This is a genomic window from Bythopirellula sp., from assembly GCF_041737835.1.
Classification (GTDB): domain Bacteria; phylum Planctomycetota; class Planctomycetia; order Pirellulales; family Lacipirellulaceae; genus Bythopirellula.
In genome coordinates, this window is record NZ_JBGSQY010000021.1 from 86,885 (window position 1) to 103,489 (window position 16,605).

At 54.9% G+C, this 16,605-nt stretch carries 15 protein-coding genes; 10 read left to right on the forward strand and 5 right to left on the reverse strand.

The genetic code is table 11. The annotated features are described in order from the left end of the window. The first annotated feature begins 9 nt into the window (after positions 1-9). Entirely contained in the window at positions 10-372 is a 363-nt protein-coding gene (locus AC6T8Q_RS05090; RefSeq protein WP_500678044.1) for a hypothetical protein, read from the forward strand. Between the two features lie 84 nt (positions 373-456). Here AC6T8Q_RS05090 and AC6T8Q_RS05095 read toward each other — a convergent pair whose 3' ends face one another. Continuing rightward, positions 457-1,629: a S1C family serine protease gene (locus AC6T8Q_RS05095; protein WP_500678045.1), complete on the reverse strand. Its 1,173-nt coding sequence runs from the start codon at positions 1,627-1,629 to the stop codon at positions 457-459. A 479-nt stretch (positions 1,630-2,108) separates the two neighbouring features. Here AC6T8Q_RS05095 and AC6T8Q_RS05100 point away from each other — a divergent pair, with 479 nt between their 5' ends. Beyond that, a complete protein-coding gene (locus AC6T8Q_RS05100; RefSeq protein ID WP_500678046.1) occupies positions 2,109-6,053 on the forward strand; it encodes a vWA domain-containing protein in 3,945 nt (1,314 codons plus the stop codon). Positions 6,054-6,078: 25 nt separating this feature from the next. On the opposite strand, the gene rph is transcribed toward AC6T8Q_RS05100, so the two are convergent. Genes rph through argB form a run of 4 tightly spaced genes read right to left on the reverse strand, consistent with a single transcriptional unit; the run spans position 6,079 to position 9,927 of the window. Then, on the reverse strand, positions 6,079-6,813 hold the full coding sequence (rph, locus tag AC6T8Q_RS05105; protein WP_500678047.1) for a ribonuclease PH: 735 nt from the start codon (positions 6,811-6,813) through the stop codon (positions 6,079-6,081). Between the two features lie 49 nt (positions 6,814-6,862). Further along, complete coding sequence (argF, locus tag AC6T8Q_RS05110) at positions 6,863-7,780, reverse strand: ornithine carbamoyltransferase (protein ID WP_500678048.1); 918 nt, start codon at positions 7,778-7,780, stop codon at positions 6,863-6,865. 38 nt (positions 7,781-7,818) lie between these two features. Next, positions 7,819-9,024, reverse strand: a complete 1,206-nt coding sequence (locus tag AC6T8Q_RS05115; RefSeq protein WP_500678049.1) for an aspartate aminotransferase family protein — start codon at positions 9,022-9,024, stop codon at positions 7,819-7,821. A 54-nt stretch (positions 9,025-9,078) separates the two neighbouring features. Further along, on the reverse strand, positions 9,079-9,927 hold the full coding sequence (gene argB, locus AC6T8Q_RS05120; RefSeq protein ID WP_500678276.1) for an acetylglutamate kinase: 849 nt from the start codon (positions 9,925-9,927) through the stop codon (positions 9,079-9,081). A 276-nt stretch (positions 9,928-10,203) separates the two neighbouring features. Between argB and AC6T8Q_RS05125 the strand changes: the two genes are divergently transcribed. From AC6T8Q_RS05125 to dnaB, 8 genes are all read left to right on the forward strand, one after another. Continuing rightward, positions 10,204-10,941 (forward strand): NTP transferase domain-containing protein, encoded by a 738-nt coding sequence (locus AC6T8Q_RS05125; protein ID WP_500678050.1) that lies wholly within the window; start codon positions 10,204-10,206, stop codon positions 10,939-10,941. 15 nt (positions 10,942-10,956) lie between these two features. Further along, positions 10,957-11,901, forward strand: coding sequence for a ribose-phosphate diphosphokinase (locus AC6T8Q_RS05130; protein WP_496919657.1), 945 nt, complete (start codon positions 10,957-10,959; stop codon positions 11,899-11,901). 169 nt (positions 11,902-12,070) lie between these two features. Continuing rightward, a complete protein-coding gene (locus AC6T8Q_RS05135) occupies positions 12,071-12,700 on the forward strand; it encodes a 50S ribosomal protein L25 (RefSeq protein WP_496919656.1) in 630 nt (209 codons plus the stop codon). Positions 12,701-12,767: 67 nt separating this feature from the next. Then, positions 12,768-13,424, forward strand: a complete 657-nt coding sequence (gene pth / locus AC6T8Q_RS05140; RefSeq protein WP_500678051.1) for an aminoacyl-tRNA hydrolase — start codon at positions 12,768-12,770, stop codon at positions 13,422-13,424. A 47-nt stretch (positions 13,425-13,471) separates the two neighbouring features. Next, the gene (rpsF, locus tag AC6T8Q_RS05145; protein WP_496919654.1) at positions 13,472-13,876 is read left to right on the forward strand and encodes a 30S ribosomal protein S6; all 405 of its coding nucleotides are present in this window, start codon (positions 13,472-13,474) and stop codon (positions 13,874-13,876) included. A 44-nt stretch (positions 13,877-13,920) separates the two neighbouring features. Beyond that, complete coding sequence (gene ssb / locus AC6T8Q_RS05150) at positions 13,921-14,370, forward strand: single-stranded DNA-binding protein (protein WP_500678052.1); 450 nt, start codon at positions 13,921-13,923, stop codon at positions 14,368-14,370. A gap of 77 nt (positions 14,371-14,447) precedes the next feature. Then, positions 14,448-14,984: a 50S ribosomal protein L9 gene (rplI, locus tag AC6T8Q_RS05155; RefSeq protein WP_500678053.1), complete on the forward strand. Its 537-nt coding sequence runs from the start codon at positions 14,448-14,450 to the stop codon at positions 14,982-14,984. A 114-nt stretch (positions 14,985-15,098) separates the two neighbouring features. Continuing rightward, complete coding sequence (dnaB, locus tag AC6T8Q_RS05160; protein ID WP_500678054.1) at positions 15,099-16,520, forward strand: replicative DNA helicase; 1,422 nt, start codon at positions 15,099-15,101, stop codon at positions 16,518-16,520. Positions 16,521-16,605 lie beyond the last annotated feature (85 nt).

A 16,605-nucleotide genomic window follows, 5' to 3' on the forward strand; every position in this document is an offset into this window, starting at 1 on the left:
GGTGCGAACATGCGAATTACACACGCTTTGGTCACGTTAACGATTGGGTTGGCCATTGTGGGCTGCGGTCCGAGCGAAGCCGAGAAAACCATGGAGAAGGCCGCTGCCGACATGGAAAAAACTGCTGACGAAACAAAGGCTGCTGTTGAAGATGCCGCTGCTGATGCAAAAGCCGCCTCGGAAAAAGCTGCCGAGGATATGAAGGCCGCTGCCGAGTCCGCAGCTGATGCCGCGAAAGACGCCGCTAAAGCTGGTCAGGAAGTTGCCGCGGACGCTGCTCAGGGCGCTGCTGATGTCACTCAAGATGCCGCAAATGCTGCTCAAGATGCGGCCGATGCCATTAAGCCCGCCGAAGCACCTGCTGCTCCGTAATAAGTAGTTAGGTCGACAAATTCAAAAAGCCCGAGGACCAGTTGGTCCCCGGGCTTTTTTTGTGAATAGTCTTTGAGGTGAATCTCAGTCGGCTGCCAGCTTGACATCAACGTCTTGCTGCTTGCCGTCACGGAGGATCGTAATCTTCACCACGTCCCCGGGCTTGTGTTCCCAAATCTTGTCGCGAAATCGCACGCCCGTTTTCATTGGCTCGCCATCGACGGCCAGAATACGGTCGGCATGGCTGCGATCGATCTGCTCAGTTTCATAAACAAGCGGCCCTTGCTGCCGTCGCTGAACCACGCGGCGAAACCCTTCCAAACCTGCTTGAGCCGCGGGTCCTTGAGGATCGAGCCGAGCAATCACCAATCCTGTCTCTGTTTCCATCACGTGCGTGATCCCAATGTCCGCGCGAACGAGCCGGCCATTATCGAGCAATTCGGGGACAATGCTTTTGATTCGATCAATAGGAATCGCAAAACCTACGCCCGCGCTTTGACCGACTTTCGTAGCAATGGCCACGCACATGCCGATCATTTGCCCGCTGGTATTCAAGAGCGGTCCGCCGGAATTGCCGGGATTCATGGCAGCGTCGGTCTGAATCAGGGCTTCCATGTTGCGACCAGGGACGCGGCTAGGGAGATCGCGATTAAGGCTCGAAACGATGCCCGTCGACAGCGTGCCATCCCAACCAAAAGGATTCCCCAGAACGTACACCCGTTGACCGACACGCAATTTGTCGGAATGGCCGAGAGTAATCGGAGTCAGTTCCTCTGCGGGGGCGTCGACCTTCAAGACAGCGATGTCTTGTTCCTTATCACCACCTACTACGGTGGCAGGATAGCTCTTGCTAGAGGCTAGCGTGATTTCAATCTGATCAGCCCCGTCGATCACGTGATAGTTCGTAATTACGTGGCCTGCGCGATCCAGGATCGCTCCCGATCCGGTTCCTTCTGCTTCGCGCTGCAAGCCGAAGAAGTGATCGATCTGCACGCTGCGGGTATCGATGTTCACGACACTGGGGTTGGCGTGGTCGTAAACATAGACATTGGTTTGCTCTTCTGTTGTCAGTGGACGTTCTTCGCCGGCCTGGTTGGCCCAAGGGGCGGGGTCATTGAGGGCGACGTTCGCGGCAGGTTGCACGGCGAAGGCAGTTCCCGCTGCGGAGGGAAATTCTGCTTCGCGTTGCCCTAACCCCATGCCCACGGCAATGCCAAGCAATCCAGTCATGGCACACAGCGCTAAAACCCGTTTCATGATTTGATGACTCCTATGAATCTTATTTTTTGCACGGTCAATCGTCTTAGATAAGTTCGCCAGCGCAAGACAAATATCGTCTTATGATGGGTATACGATCCTTGCCGAACATTCGTTCACGTTCAAGCGAGGTTTGGACTGCGATGGATGAATTGAGGGACACTTCACTTTCGTGTTCCGATTACGCCGGATGTGTCGATCCCCGTACAAACTGGCTTCCGGACCGAGAAACGGGCGGTTTTATGGGAAAAACCGCAAAATCCCGAGCAAAAGGGGCTCGTAAAGCTCCTCTTCGACGCAAACTGGCTTGGTAATCTGGCGAAATCTTGTGGCAGTCCGATTTCGACCAGCTTAAACTGATAGTATCTGGAGCTTTACAGAAACTCAGCGGCTGCGGCGGGTCTTCCCGGCGCTAGCGCGGAGTGCTTTTTAGGAACAGGTTAGGCAAACCTTTTTTGGGGAAGAACGGGAGCGCATCAATGCGTAAGTATCGTTTGTTTGCAGCATGCATGTTAGTCGCCGCTTTGGCTATCACGAGTGAGGGTCGGGCCGCCGACTCTTCGCGAATGATCACCTACGAGCACGAGGGGACGACAAACTACGCCCTCAGCTTGATGGCTGATGTGCCCGAGAAGGAAGTTCCTCAAGCTGCCGTTGTGATTCTGTTTGATACTTCGGCGAGCCAGCAGGGGGAATATCGCGAAGCGGCGTTTGCGGCGCTCGATACACTTCTCGCGGGCCTGAAGGCGGACGATCAAGTTGAGCTTCTGGGCGTCGATCTGAAAGTCAATCAAGTGACCTCCAAATTTACGGGTCCTCAAAGCGAAGAAATCCAAGCCGCGATCAGCGAACTGCGTAAGCAAGTTCCGCTGGGTTCGACCGACATGGCCGCTGCGTTAAAAGCTGCAGTCGCCGAGCTTTCTAAAACAGACAAAGGCCAACGCACGATTGTTTACATCGGCGATGGCATTAGCACGGCGAATTTGCTCGATAAGGAAACGATGGCTGCAACTCTGGCTGAATTGCGCGACGCCCGCGCAAGCGTTTCCAGCTTTGCCGTGGGTCCTCGCCTTGACGTGAATTTGCTCGCAGGCCTCGCCAACCAATCCGGCGGCAATATCACCATCCAACAAGCCGAAGGTGATAACCTACGTAATGCTCAACTGGCGGGCAAAGATTTAGTCTCCGCAGTCCGTGGGCGAGTTCTCTGGCCCACCGCTGTAAATTTGCCTGGCACGTTGGGACAAGTTTATCCCGCCGTGACGCCACCTTTGCGTGCCGATCGCGACACGATTTTGATCGGCAGCACGAAAGAGGCATTACCCAAATCGTTGAATCTCGAGATCGACGCCGCCTCTGGTGCCGAACAGGAAAAGTTCACTTGGGCGGTCACTCCGGAAGCTCCCTCAGACGATCACGCCTTTTTGACGGAAGTCATCGAGATCGCGAAAGTTGATGACGGTGCCTCGCTCCCGACCGTTGGATCGGCGGGCTTGGCGGAAGTGGCGCGTTTGATCGGCGTGCAAATGGATCAACTTACCAAAATGGCCGAACGTGCCGCTGCGAGCGGCGACAAGCAATCGGCCGGACGTATTGCGGAGGCGGTGCTCCGAGGCGACCCAGGCAATTTACAAGCGCGTACGGTGCAAAACGTGATTGCCGGCAAGGCCGTTCCCGCTGAATCAGCCCCGGCAGCCGCTGCTTCTAATACGGTTCCTGTTCCACCTCAAGGCGACATTTCGTTGGTTCGTCCCGCGGATGATGTCATGACCCCCGAGGCGAGCGACGGTGCTTTCCTTGATCAGGTCGAGCAAGAACGTCGCGTTTACGCCGAGATGCTCAGCAAGGAAATTCAGAACACGATTCTGAATGCCCGTAGTACGATGTCGGCTGATCCTCAGGTCGCGATTCAGGATATGAAGCTCGCCTTGGACAGCGTGAACCGTGCCCCGGATTTGTCACCAGAAAAACGTGCCGAGTTGATCGATAAACTCCAAATTGCGATTAAGGAAGCCCGTCATCAAGCCTTCTTGAAAGATGAGTTAGATCGTCAGCGCGAACAGCAGTTGGCTGCGGCACGCGAAAGCAAGTTGATCAACGAACGTCTGGAACAGCGAATTGAGAAAGAAAAACAGTTGATGGAGCGGTTTAACGCTTTGATCGACGAACGTCGATTCCTCGAAGCTGTGGAGGTTGCACAGGTTGTGGAAGAGATTGATCCCAACGGTGTGACACCGCGAGTGGCTAGCTTGTGGGCGAGTTTCAAACGTCACAATTATCTGCAGCAAGTCACCCGAGCGGCCCGTTGGCAGAACTTCTGGGAAACGATGTACCAGAACGAAATCTCTCACATCCCATTTCCAGACAATCCGCCGATTGTTTATCCCGATGCCGAGGAGTGGGAGGCTCTTACCGCACGTCGCAAGAAGTATGCTTCAGTGGATTTGAGTGCTCGTAGTAAGGCAGAAGAAGCAATTCAATCGGCTTTGCGTGAACCGCTGAAGGCTCCGCTGCAATACGATGAGCAGCCGTTGAACGAAATCATCAACGAGCTTCAAGAGATCTACGATATTCCCATCGTGTTCGACAACGCGGCTCTCGATGAAGTGGCTATCAGCCCCGACACCGAGATTACGGTTAACTTGCGAAATATTTCGCTGCGTTCCGCACTTAATTTGATGCTGCGTCAACCCGGTCTCGAAGACTTGACCTACACCATTGACGACGAAGTCCTGATGATCACCACCGAAGAAAAAGCCAATGAAGCCCTCAAAGTGAAGGTCTATCCTGTGGCCGACCTGGTGCTGCCGATTCAAAGTCTCGGTATGACTGGCGGTATGGGTGGCGGAATGGGCGGCGGTGGTATGGGTGGCGGCATGGGCGGTGGTGGCATGGGTGGCGGTGGCATGGGCGGTGGTGGCATGGGTGGTGGTGGTGGTATGGGCGGTGGTGGCATGGGTGGTGGTGGTGGTGGTGGCATGTTTAATGTCGCTGAAGAAGCCGATGCCGAAGCTGCACCTGCTCCACAGGGAGAGACGAAAGCTCAACCCGTCAGCGTGAGCCAAACTCCCGCCGAATTACAAACCCAACAAGGGAATTGGACCGAGCGATTTGCCAATGAAAAGCTTGATCCGGCTCATGTGCGCCAATCTGTTCGGAACCTGATGAAGCAAGATCAGCCGGCTGAAGTCATCGAACTGATTCAAGCAGCGATCCAGAATGGCCAATCGCAGCCTTGGATGTACGAATCCTTGGGTATTGCCATGGAGCTTGATGGCCGCTCGAAGGAAGATATCGAGCGGGCAGTGATGTCGGCGTGCGACTTTAGCACCTCAGCTGATCAGCTGCAGTTGATAGCTCAGTATTTGTCCCACATCGGTTTGGATAACCGTGCTCTCGACGTTTATCGCCAAGTGACCAAGTTGCCAGGTTTGCATCCTGAAGCCTATGCCTTGGGATTGCGTGCCGCACAGCGCACTGAAGATGCCGCAGGCATCCGTTGGGCTACGGTTGGTATTCTTGGAAACGACTGGCCGAAGGAACAGCAGGAGATTTACGACACGGCCTTCCGAGTGGCAAAATCGACGCTTGAAACGATGGAAGCCGCCAAGGATCCACTAGCTGCCGAATATCGTTCACAACTTGAAAATGCCTTGTCGCGCGACGTTGTCATTGAAGTCACTTGGACCGGTGATGCAGACGTTGATTTGATCGTTGAAGAGCCAGGTGGCACGGTTTGTTCCTTGCAACAAGCTCGCACGACTGGAGGTGGCGTCTGCACGGGGGACATTGCTAGCCAAGATACGGGCGACAAATCGCAGGCATTGAGCGAAAAATATCTTAACGCTCAAGCCTTCCCTGGAACTTACCGCGCTCGTCTCCGTAAAATCTACGGCGATGTCGTGGCTGGCAAAGTCATCGTCGACGTATACAAGCACCGTGGCACGGAGCGTGAAATGCACGAACGTCAGCACATTAAAGTAAACGATGACAGCGATGCGATGATCGTATTTGAATTAGAAGACGGACGCAGGCTGCAATCATTGCAGGCTCAACAAGTCGAAGTTGCGCTGCAGCGGCAGCAAGCGATCAGCCAATCCGTATTGGCCCAACGAATGGGCGATTTCTCTGATCCGCGGATTGCTCCAATTCGTGGCCCGGGCGGAAACTTGGGCGTAGGTCGAGGGCTAGGACTCAACGGGCAAATCGGTGCTGTAGGTTACCAACCGGTTATTATTACTTTGCCACAAGGTGCTCAGATGACAGCTCAGGCAGTGGTGTCAGCCGATCGCCGCTACGTTCGCATCACGCCCGCGCCGTCGTTCACAAGTATTGGTAACGTCCAGAACTTTGAATTTTCTACACAGGTTCAAAGCGGTGGCGGTGGTGGTGGCGGGTTTGGCGGTGGAGGTGGTGGTATCTAAGTACCACTGTCAATTTCTTACAGACTCAATCCGTCTGCAGTGTGATGTGATACGCCTCGCGCTGCAGGCGGCTTAGTTCGCTGATTCCTTTTTCCGCGAGGGAAATCATCGCCATCAGTTCCGACTTGTCGAACGTCGCTTCTTCACCGGAGCCTTGCACCTCGACAAACCGTCCACGGCCTGTCATGACGACGTTCATGTCGACGTCGGCGCGAACGTCCTCGGTGTAATCAAGATCCAACAGCGGCACGCCGTCGACGATTCCCACACTCACCGCCGCAATCGAATCGGTGAGCGGGAGTTTTTTGTCGCCGCTGAATTCGGGAAGCGATCGCAACGCGGCTACCAACGCGACGAAACCGCCCGTGATACTTGCCGTTCGCGTGCCGCCATCGGCTTCTAAAACATCACAATCGACGGTTACCGTGCGCTCGCCAAGTGCCGCGAGATCGACCACGCCGCGGAGTGAGCGGCCGATAAGACGCTGAATTTCGGAACTCCGGCCATCGACTTTGACGCCGCGTTCGCGTTGTTTTCGCGGGGAAGTGCTACCAGGGAGCATGCTATATTCGGCCGTCACCCAACCTTTGCCGCGACCGACAAGCCACGGCGGCACGTCGTTTTCAACGCTAGCCGTGCAAAGTACGGTCGTGCGGCCCGCGCGAACGAGCACCTTGCCAGCGGCAGCGCCAGGAACGCTAGGGTCCAAAATGAACGGACGTAAGGCGTCGGCGGGGCGATTATCGCTTCGGGTGGGCATGGCAACTTTCGTTTAGATCGGGAATACGGGTGATTCTATCAGCCGCAAGTTAGTTTTGAGCGGCCATCAGCCAGGCGAGTATACCCTTTTGCACGTGCATCCGATTGCCCGCTTGTTCGACGATCACGCTGTTGGGGCTGTCCATCACTTCGTCGGTGACTTCTTCGCCACGTTTCGCGGGGAGACAATGCATAAAGACGGAATCCTTAGGAGCAGCCGCCATCAACTTGCCGTTCACTTGGAACGGTGCAAAATCAATCTTCCGTTGCTCCTGTTCGCTTTCCTGACCCATGCTCGCCCACACGTCGGTGTAAACGGCCGATGATCCCTTCACAGCAGCGATGGGATCGTTGGTCAGAGTCAAATTCATGCCGGGGCATTCTTTATTGAGTTCGGCGAGGAATTCATCAGCAAAGCCGTAACCCTTTGGCGTAGCTACCGCGAAATGTACCCCCAGCTTACCGCAGGCGAGCGCTAAACTGCGTGCAACGTTATTCGCATCGCCCACCCAGGCGAGTTTCGCTTCCTTGAGAGATTTGACATGGCATTTGATCGTGTATAAATCCGCAAGTGCCTGACACGGATGCTCCATATCAGTCAGCCCATTAATGACCGGGCAGGTCGAGTATTTCGCCACGTCAACGACGGTCTCGTGCTTTTTGCAGCGCATCACAATCACGTCGACCAACTCGCTTAACACGCGCGAAAAGTCATCGATCCGTTCCCGTTTGCCAAAGCCGACGTCGTCGCCCAGCATCATGCTCGAACCACCCATGTGAGCCATGCCGGATTCAAAACTCACGCGCGTGCGGAGAGATGGTTTCTCGAACAACAGAGCCATCACGCGGCCAGGGAGAATCGGCTCGCGAATTCCCTTTTCAAGTTTGGCTTTGAGGTCGGCAGTAAGAGCGAAGATCCGTTGAATCTCATCGCTCGTGACGTCGTTGAGGCTGACTAAGTGTCGCATGATGGCCACTTGTGGTAGGAGGGTGAAATGAAAAATTCTTAAGGCGTGTGCTCGCGGAGGGCTGCGATCAAAATGTCGCAGCCATTTTCCAGCTCTTCGTCGGTGAGAGTCATCGCGGGGAGCAAACGAATGATATTGCCTTGCGTGCAATTAATTAGCAGACCGTTGTCCAAGCAGCGCTGTACAATCGGTGCGCCGGGAACGGTCAGTTCCAGACCGATCATCAGTCCGCGAACGCGCAGTTCCTTCACAAAAGGCAATTCGTCGACGAGCGGAGCAAGCTGAGTGCGGAAGGCCTCGCCGAGTTGGGTTGCTCGTTCCAAGAGACCTTGTTCTTCGATAGTTTCAATCGTGGCGATGCCCGCACGAGCGGCGATGGGGTTTCCGCCAAACGTGGCGGCATGCATGCCAGGCCGCAAACTCTTGGCAACTTCTTTTTTGGCGAGCAACGCACCGCCAGCGATTCCCCCGCACAAGCTCTTGGCGAGCGTCATGATGTCGGGCTCGATGCCGGAATGTTGATAAGAAAACCATTGGCCGGTCCGACCGCAACCCGCTTGTACTTCGTCAAAGATCAAGAGCAGGCCCCGCTCATCGGCAAGTTTGCGCAGTCCCTGCAGAAATTCCGGCGAAGCGATCCGAATACCACCCTCACCCTGGATCGGTTCGATCATGATCGCGGTGGTGTCGTCGTCGATCTTTGCGGCCACGGCTGCGAGGTCGTTAAACGGGGCATACACAAATCCCGGGAGCAACGGGCCGATACCGTCGTGATATTTCGGTTGAGCCGTTGCTGTGGTGGCTCCGTAAGTCCGTCCGTGAAAGCCCCCTTCAAAGGTGATGATTTTGTACTTGCCGGAAGTGGAATGCAGTCTGGCAAGCTTGATCGCTCCTTCGTTGGCTTCGGTGCCGGAATTACAAAAGAAAGCTTGTCCACCGAAACTGCGCTGGCTGAGCAATTTGGCCCACTGCCCCTGGGCTTCCATATACCAAGAGTTAGGAACGTGAATCAGCTTGGCGACCTGATCTTGCACGGCCTTAACCACCGCGGGCGGGCAATGCCCTAGCAGATTGCAGCCCCAACCAGGGAAGAAATCGAGGTAGCGATTGCCCTGATCGTCCCAAACGTGCGAGCCTTCCCCCCGTACGAGCGCTAGTTGATAGCGGCCGTAATTTGGAATCACATACTCATCGAATAACTGGACCGTTTCCGGGGAAATTCGCGTTTTTTCGGCCACTGTCACGTTGGATTCCTTGGGAAGGATGATTTATGAGTTGCCTTACAGACTGGATGCAGATCAAACAGGTTCGGCGATGATTTCAGTGCCGACGCCGCGGTTGGTGTAGATTTCCAGCAGCAAGGAGTGCCGTAGGCGGCCATCGATGATGTGAATCTTGCGGACGCCTTTGCTAAGTGTTTCCAAGCAGGCTTGAACCTTGGGAATCATGCCTGCTTCGATGCTGCCGTCGTCGATTAGCCGCTGGGCTTCACTGGCGGTCAGCGAGTGGATGAGCGACTCGGGGTCATCTTTATCACGCCGCACGCCGTTCACGTCGCTGAGAAAGATTAGTTTTTCGGCACCCATCGCTTGGGCGACTGCCGTGGCGGCTGTATCGGCATTGACGTTGAGCTTTTCGCCAGTTTCCGTCTCGCACATCGAAGGGATTACGGGCACTTGGTTGGCGTAGGTCAGATTGTCGAGGATTTCGCGATCCACACGCGTGACGTGCCCCACGAGACCAAGATCAATCGGTGAACCATCTTTGTCGGACAGCGTGAGGCGCTCGCCAAACAGCACATTATTATTGTTGCCGCTGAAGTTGAGGGGCATCGCGCGGCCACCGAACTCTTCAATGCTGGCGGCCAGAGACTCGTTGATCTCACCGGCGAGGACTTTCTCGACAATCTCCAAGGTAGCTTCATCGGTGTAACGCCGACCGTGGATAAATCGCGGCTCGATGTTGGCCTCGGCCATCGCCCGACTAATTGCCGCGCCGCCACCATGCACGACGATCGGCTTCATGCCGACGGTTTCCATGAAGACGATATCAACCAGCAAGTGGCGAAGGGCGTCGGGATCTTCCATGACGCTGCCTCCTAGTTTGATCACGGTGACCTTATCGCGAAATTGCCGAATCCAGCCCATGGCTTCGATCAGGACATCGGCTTTTTGGATCGCTTCTAACAAAACGGGATTCCTCGCTGGCGAACGTCGGGTCCGCGGTGGTGCGGCTAGTGTACTCACAGATAAAATCCTGCAATTCAGTGGAATCTAGCATTTTAAGGCGGGAAACTGGCCTGCGAAAGACCTTTCTGGGAAGCCTGACCCTGGAAGCCGATGGCCATTCGTGGCAAGATAAGGATTCCCCTTTGACCTCGAAATCGAATTCCTATGCCTACTGATTCCGCAGAACGACCCGCCATGGCCATTGTATTGGCGGCTGGCAAAGGGACTCGCATGAAATCCGAGCTCCCCAAGGTGCTGGTGCCCGTGGCGGGGCGTCCGATGATCCGCTACGTGATCGATTCCCTGCGCCAGGCAGGTGTGGACCGCATTATTGTGGTCGTCGGTTACCGGGCTGATCTTGTACGTGAAGAACTCTCGGGCGAGCCGGGCGTCGAGTTTGCCGAGCAAACCGAGCAGCTTGGCACGGGGCACGCGGTGATGATGTGCCGCGGGCAACTGGCCGATCATCGTGGGCCGGTGCTGATCGTTGCTGGGGATTCGCCTCTTTTACAGACGGTTTCCGTCAAGAAACTATTTGAGAACTTCACCGCAGCGGGCGCCTCTTGTTTGTTGGGGACCGTCGAGAAGCCTAACCCGACGGGTTACGGCCGCATTGTTCGCGATGCTGGAGGTCAATTTGTCGGAATTGTCGAAGAGAAGGATGCAACGGCCGAGCAACGTGATATCCGCGAAGTGAATGTCAGCACGTACGTGTTCGATTCGCAGGATTTGCTGTGGGCGCTCGACAAGTTGACCGATCAAAACGCACAGCACGAATACTACATTACCGATTGTCCGGCGATTTTGTTGGCCGCAGGCAAGCAAGTGGGAGCCGATAAGGTGCTTCAGCCATGTGAGTCGCTAAGTATCAACAACCCCGACGAGCTGGCTTTAGTCGAAGTGGAAATGAAACGCTTGGGAATAGCTGATTAAGCTAAGAGAAGATTTATGGCCGACCTCAAGATTTTTAGTGGTAAGGCGAATTTGCCGCTGAGCAAATCGATCGCCGACTATCTCGGCGTTCCACTTGGGCAGATTACGTTGGGCTCGTTCCCCGACGGAGAAACATCGTGCAAAATCGACGAGGATATTCGGGGTCGAGACGTTTATTTGATCCAGCCAACTTGTCCTCCTGCCAATGAAAATCTGATGCAATTGTTGGTGATGATCGACAGTTGCAAGCGAGCGAGCGCGGAACGGGTCACAGCTGTAATGCCCTATTTTGCCTATGCTCGCCAGGATCGCAAAGACGAAGGCCGCGTTCCCATCACCGCGAAGCTCGTGGCGAACATTATTACGCGAGCCGGAGCGGATCGCGTATTGGCCATGGACTTGCACGCGGCCCAGATCCAGGGCTTTTTCGACGTGCCTGTGGATCACTTGTATGCCGCCCCCGTGCTGAATGATCACTTTTTGAAAATGAAGATTCCTAGCGAGGACTTGGTGATCGCCAGTCCGGACGAAGGAAGCATCAAGCGAGCTTTGGGGCACGCTAAGCGTCTGGGGGGCAAGGTGGCGATCGTCGACAAACGCCGCACAAGTGCCGACACCACGGTCCAAGAAAACGTGATCGGTGGGCCCGTGGAGGGCAAAATTGTGTTGATGTTCGACGACATGATCAGCACAGCCGGTTCGATTAGCGGGGCGGCTAAGGTGTTGCACGAGAAGGGGGCCAAGGAAATTCATGTGGCCACCACGCATGCCGTGCTTTGTGGGCCTGCGGTCGAGCGCTTAGCCGGGGCCAATCTCAAGAGCATCGTCTGCACGGATTCGATCCCGCTGAAACCGGAGCAAATTCTGCCGCAAATGAAGGTTTTGAGCGTCGCCCCGCTGTTGGGCGAAGCGATCAAGCGAATTCACCGCAACGAGTCGATCAGCCGGTTATTTCACTAATTTTGGCCCAAACTTCGAGCTTTCCTGGGCTTGAAATTCTATCAAAATCGGCGACAATCAAGGGCTTCCGCCTGTTCTCCCGCCCTTGGCTGGTGAAGTGCTGGCGGTTTGTATGTCAATCTAGCGCCCGGTGGCGCTTTGCAATACTGGTTAGTTTGGAGTTTTTGTCATGTCGGAAGTTCTGGAAGTCACCAAGCGCGAGTTGCATGGAAAGCTCAATAACGGCCGGTTGCGCCGGACGGGTAAGCTTCCTGCGGTATTGTATGGACATGGCCAAGAACCAATTAGCCTGACAGTAACTGCCGAGGGCCTGCAAGCCACATTGCGTCATGGAGCCAAGGTGGTAGAGCTCAAGGGTGCCGCCGATGGGCAGGCCCTGCTGCAAGAAATTCAATGGGATACTTTCCAGCAACACGTGCTGCATGTGGACCTCTTACGGGTCGATGCCAAGGATCGCGTTACGATTGAAGTCGACCTGTTGCTGCGTGGCGAAGCCCCTGGCGAGCACGAGGGTGGCGTGGTCGAACACTTGGTGCATTACCTCGAGATAGAAACCGATCCCGGTCACATCCCCGATCACCTGCACGTGAGCGTGAATCACTTGCATTTGGGCGGTTCGCTGAAAATCAAAGACATTATCGACCTCCCTGAAGGAGCCAAGGTCATTGGCGACCAGGATATGGTGCTCGTGCATTGCGTCGAGCCGGTCGAAGCCCCCGAGGATCAAGGCCTCGCCGATGGTGCTGAACCCGAAGTCATCGGTCGCAAGGCTAGCGATGAGGAGGCAGCTGAAGAGTAATACTTGCTCGTTTTCGCTGGCGAGCTGATTGTTCGCTGGCGAAAGAGTAGTAAGGAAAACGCGTCGTATGAAATTGATTGTTGGCCTGGGAAATCCCGGGAAAAAATACGACGAAACACGACACAACATTGGTTTTGAAGTCATCCAGTCGCTGGCGCAGAGATATTCGACGGCACCCGGACGACTTAAGTTTGAAGGACACCTTCAAGAAGGACTCGTTGGTTCGGAAAAAATCTTGCTGCTGATGCCGCACACGTTCATGAATTTGAGTGGGCGCAGCGTCAAGCAGGTCAAGGATTTTTATAAGCTCGGCGAAAACGACTTGTTGTTGGTTTGCGACGACTTCAACATCCCCTTAGGAACTTTGCGGCTGCGGCCGAGTGGATCCGACGGGGGGCAAAAAGGTCTCGCAGATACAGTTCGGCAATTGGGGACCGATCAGTTCGCACGCCTGCGGATGGGAATTGGACCTGTGCCGGAGCAATGGAATGCGGCGGACTTTGTGTTGGGGAAGTTCACTTCCTTGGAACGCAAAGCCGTTGATGAACAAGTGGCTCGCGCGCGGCAAGCCGTGATCACTTGGGTAGAGCAGGGCACGACCGCGGCGATGACCAAATTTAATGGCGGTCGCCCCGAAGCGAGCAAACTCGACGAGAAAAAAAACGAAGACCAGAAACCAGAAACCAAAAAATCTGAGAACACGCATTCGTCAGATCCACAATAAAATTCAGGTGGCAAAGAGCTTTTAGGCACGTTAATCGGAGTATCACTTTGGACGGGAATATCGGAGTTTACGAAGGGCTGTTTATTTTTGATTCCAACGCGTTTGCGCGGGATCGCGATGGGTTGCCCCGCGAAATCAACGGCTTCATCGAAGCAGCTGGCGGACAGATCGAAGTCAGCCGTTTGTGGGAAGAGCGCCGCTTGGCCTATCCCATCAACGGTCAGCGCAAGGGTGCCTATTGGATCACCTACTTCCGTCTCCCCACGGGTGCTTTGAAGGATCTCACCCGTCAGTGTGAAATTCACGATGGCATTTTGCGTCAGCTCTTTATCCGGCTGCCCGGTGCCCTGGTCGAACCCATTCTGGAACATGCCCGCAGCGGTGGAGTCGTCCGTGTGACGCCGGTGGCCGACGACATTGTGGAAGTCGAAGAAGAAGTCGTTACGACCTGAGTAATGGAACCCGTCTGAGATTGTGACCGCGGAAGGATTGTCCCATGGCAAGTTTTAACCGAGTCGTGCTGCTTGGCAATTTGACGCGCGATATCGAGCTCCGCTACATCGGCAACGGCACGGCCGTGACCGATGTTGGCCTGGCGGTGAACGATCGCGTCAAAAAGAACGACCAATGGGTCGACGAAACAACATTTGTCGACATCACCCTGTGGGGGCGTACCGCCGAAGTGGCCAACGAATATCTTTCCAAGGGATCGAGCGTCTTGATCGAGGGCCGCTTGAAGATGGAATCTTGGGAAAAAGACGGTCAAAAACGCACCAAACTCAAGGTCGTTGGCGAGCGAATGCAAATGGTCGGAGGTAAAGGGGGCGGCGGAGGTGGCGGTGGCCAGAGTGGTGGTTCATCGAACCGCACGGCCAGTGCTGATCCTCATGAATATTCTTCCGCATCCATGGATATGATGCCGCCCGACGACGAAATTCCGTTCTAGCAAAACTATCGCGGCGTATGAGTTTGCCGCCTATCTAAAACACCAAAAAACTTAATAACCAATAGCGATACGAAAACATGAGTGCCCATACCAAAAAGCTGAAAAGAAAACCTCACCGCATTAAGCGTTTGCCGACCGGTCCCCACGGCGGGATCGAGTTGCTGCTAATTCACGGCGTCGAGGACTTGGGCCATCAAGGAGATGTAGTCGAGGTGAAGCCGGGCTACGCCTACAACTATCTTATTCCCCACGGCATGGCGACTTTGGCCTCCGATCATCACAAGCGGATGGTCGAAAAGCATCGTGTGAAATTGCAGGCTTTGGAAAAAGTTCATCAAGCCAATCTTCGTAAGAAGGCTAGTGAAATTGCCAAGCAAAGCATCACGATCGAAGCCAACGCCACCGAAGACGGTCACTTGTACGGCAGCGTAGGTGCCGCCGACATTGTCGCCGCTCTCAAGAAAATCGACATCACCTTGAATCTCGACCAGATTCGGTTGGATGGCGTGCTCAAAGAGTTGGGCCTCTACACCGTCAAATTCAAGCTCGCGAGCGACGTCGATGGCGAACTGAAGGTGTGGGTCGTGCCGACTGTTGGTGCCGACGACAAGTAATTCTTGTCAACGCCCGAGTCTCAGTGCATGCCGGTAGATTTCGATGCTCGCCACTGATTGCGATCAGTAGTTGGGGCTGTGCGTCTTTGAGTTCGTAGAAGGAGCTGACTCATCATGGCTACGATTGAACGGACTCATGCCGGCTCGCTAAGGACAACTGCGTCGGCCCCCTTTGAACGCCAGTTGCCGCAAAGCATTGAGGCTGAGAAATCGGTCCTCGGCAGTATTTTGCTGCTTCCCGAAGTATTCGACGAAGTTGCGCTCGTCGTGCGTGCCAAGGATTTCTATAGCGACGCTAATCGCACGATCTACGAGCATTTGCTCGCGATGCACGATGGCGGCAAAAGCATCGACCCCATGCTGTTGGTCGAAAGCTTGCGCCGGGCCGAGCAATACGAAGCGATCGGCGGGGCCGCTTATCTCGCGGAAATCGGGCAAATGGTGCCGACCGCTGCCCATGCTGAATACTATGCAAAAATTGTGGCCGAAAAGGCCGTGCTGCGTTCGTTGATTCACGCGGGCACCGACATCGTTCACGATGCGTACGACCCCACACTTGATACCCGCGAAGCATTGAGTCGTGCCGAGGAAAAAGTTTTTGGCATTCTGGAATCGCGAGGCTCAGGCGACTTAAGCAGTATCAGCGACGTGTTGCACGAGTCCTTGGAACGAATCGATGCGCGTCTGGATAACCAACATGCGTGCGGTGGGATCGAGACGGGCTTTGATGATTACGATCAGCTCACGGGTGGATTACAGAATTCGGAATTGATCATTCTCGCGGCGCGGCCGAGTATGGGAAAAACAGCGCTCGCGATGAATATCACTGAGCACGTTGTCGTACAAATGAATGTGCCGGTGTTATTTGTCAGCTTGGAAATGTCGGCGTTGGAACTTGGCGACCGTTTGCTTTGTTCGGTGGCTGAAGTCAACGGCCATCGCTTACGTAACGGCACGATCACAAGTGAAGAGCGCCGCAAGCTGGTTAAGTGTGCTGGCGAGATTAGCAAGGCACCGCTATTTATTGATGACTCCCCCAGCCGAACGATGACGGAAATCTCGGCCAATGCTCGGCGCCTGAAACGGCGTGATGGCTTGGGATTGATCGTCATCGACTACCTTCAGTTGATTGACCCGGATAACTCGCGTGATCCGCGTCAGGAGCAGGTCGCCAAAATCGCACGCCGTCTGAAAGGGCTAGCGCGCGAGTTGACCGTTCCAGTGTTATGTCTCGCCCAGCTCAACCGACAAGTGGAATCATCGAAAGACAACAAGCCTCAGCTGAGCCACTTGCGCGAGTCGGGGGCTATCGAGCAGGATGCCGATGTCGTGATGTTCGTGCATCGCGAGGAATACTATATGTCGAACGAAGAAGATCGGGAGCGGGTCCGCGGTCAGGCCGATTTGCTAGTACGCAAGCAACGCAACGGCCCCACGGGTGACGTGAAGCTTGCCTGGATTCACGATTTTACCCGTTTTCGCAACTTCTCTCATAAGACTTACGAAGAATTCGATCAATACGGCGGCGAATTCTAGCATCTTTTTGTGACAGGTTTGTCATCTCAGACAGAACTCGGCTTGTCTCAGCCCCAAGGTTCCGCTATTTCTTTGCGGCCCAACT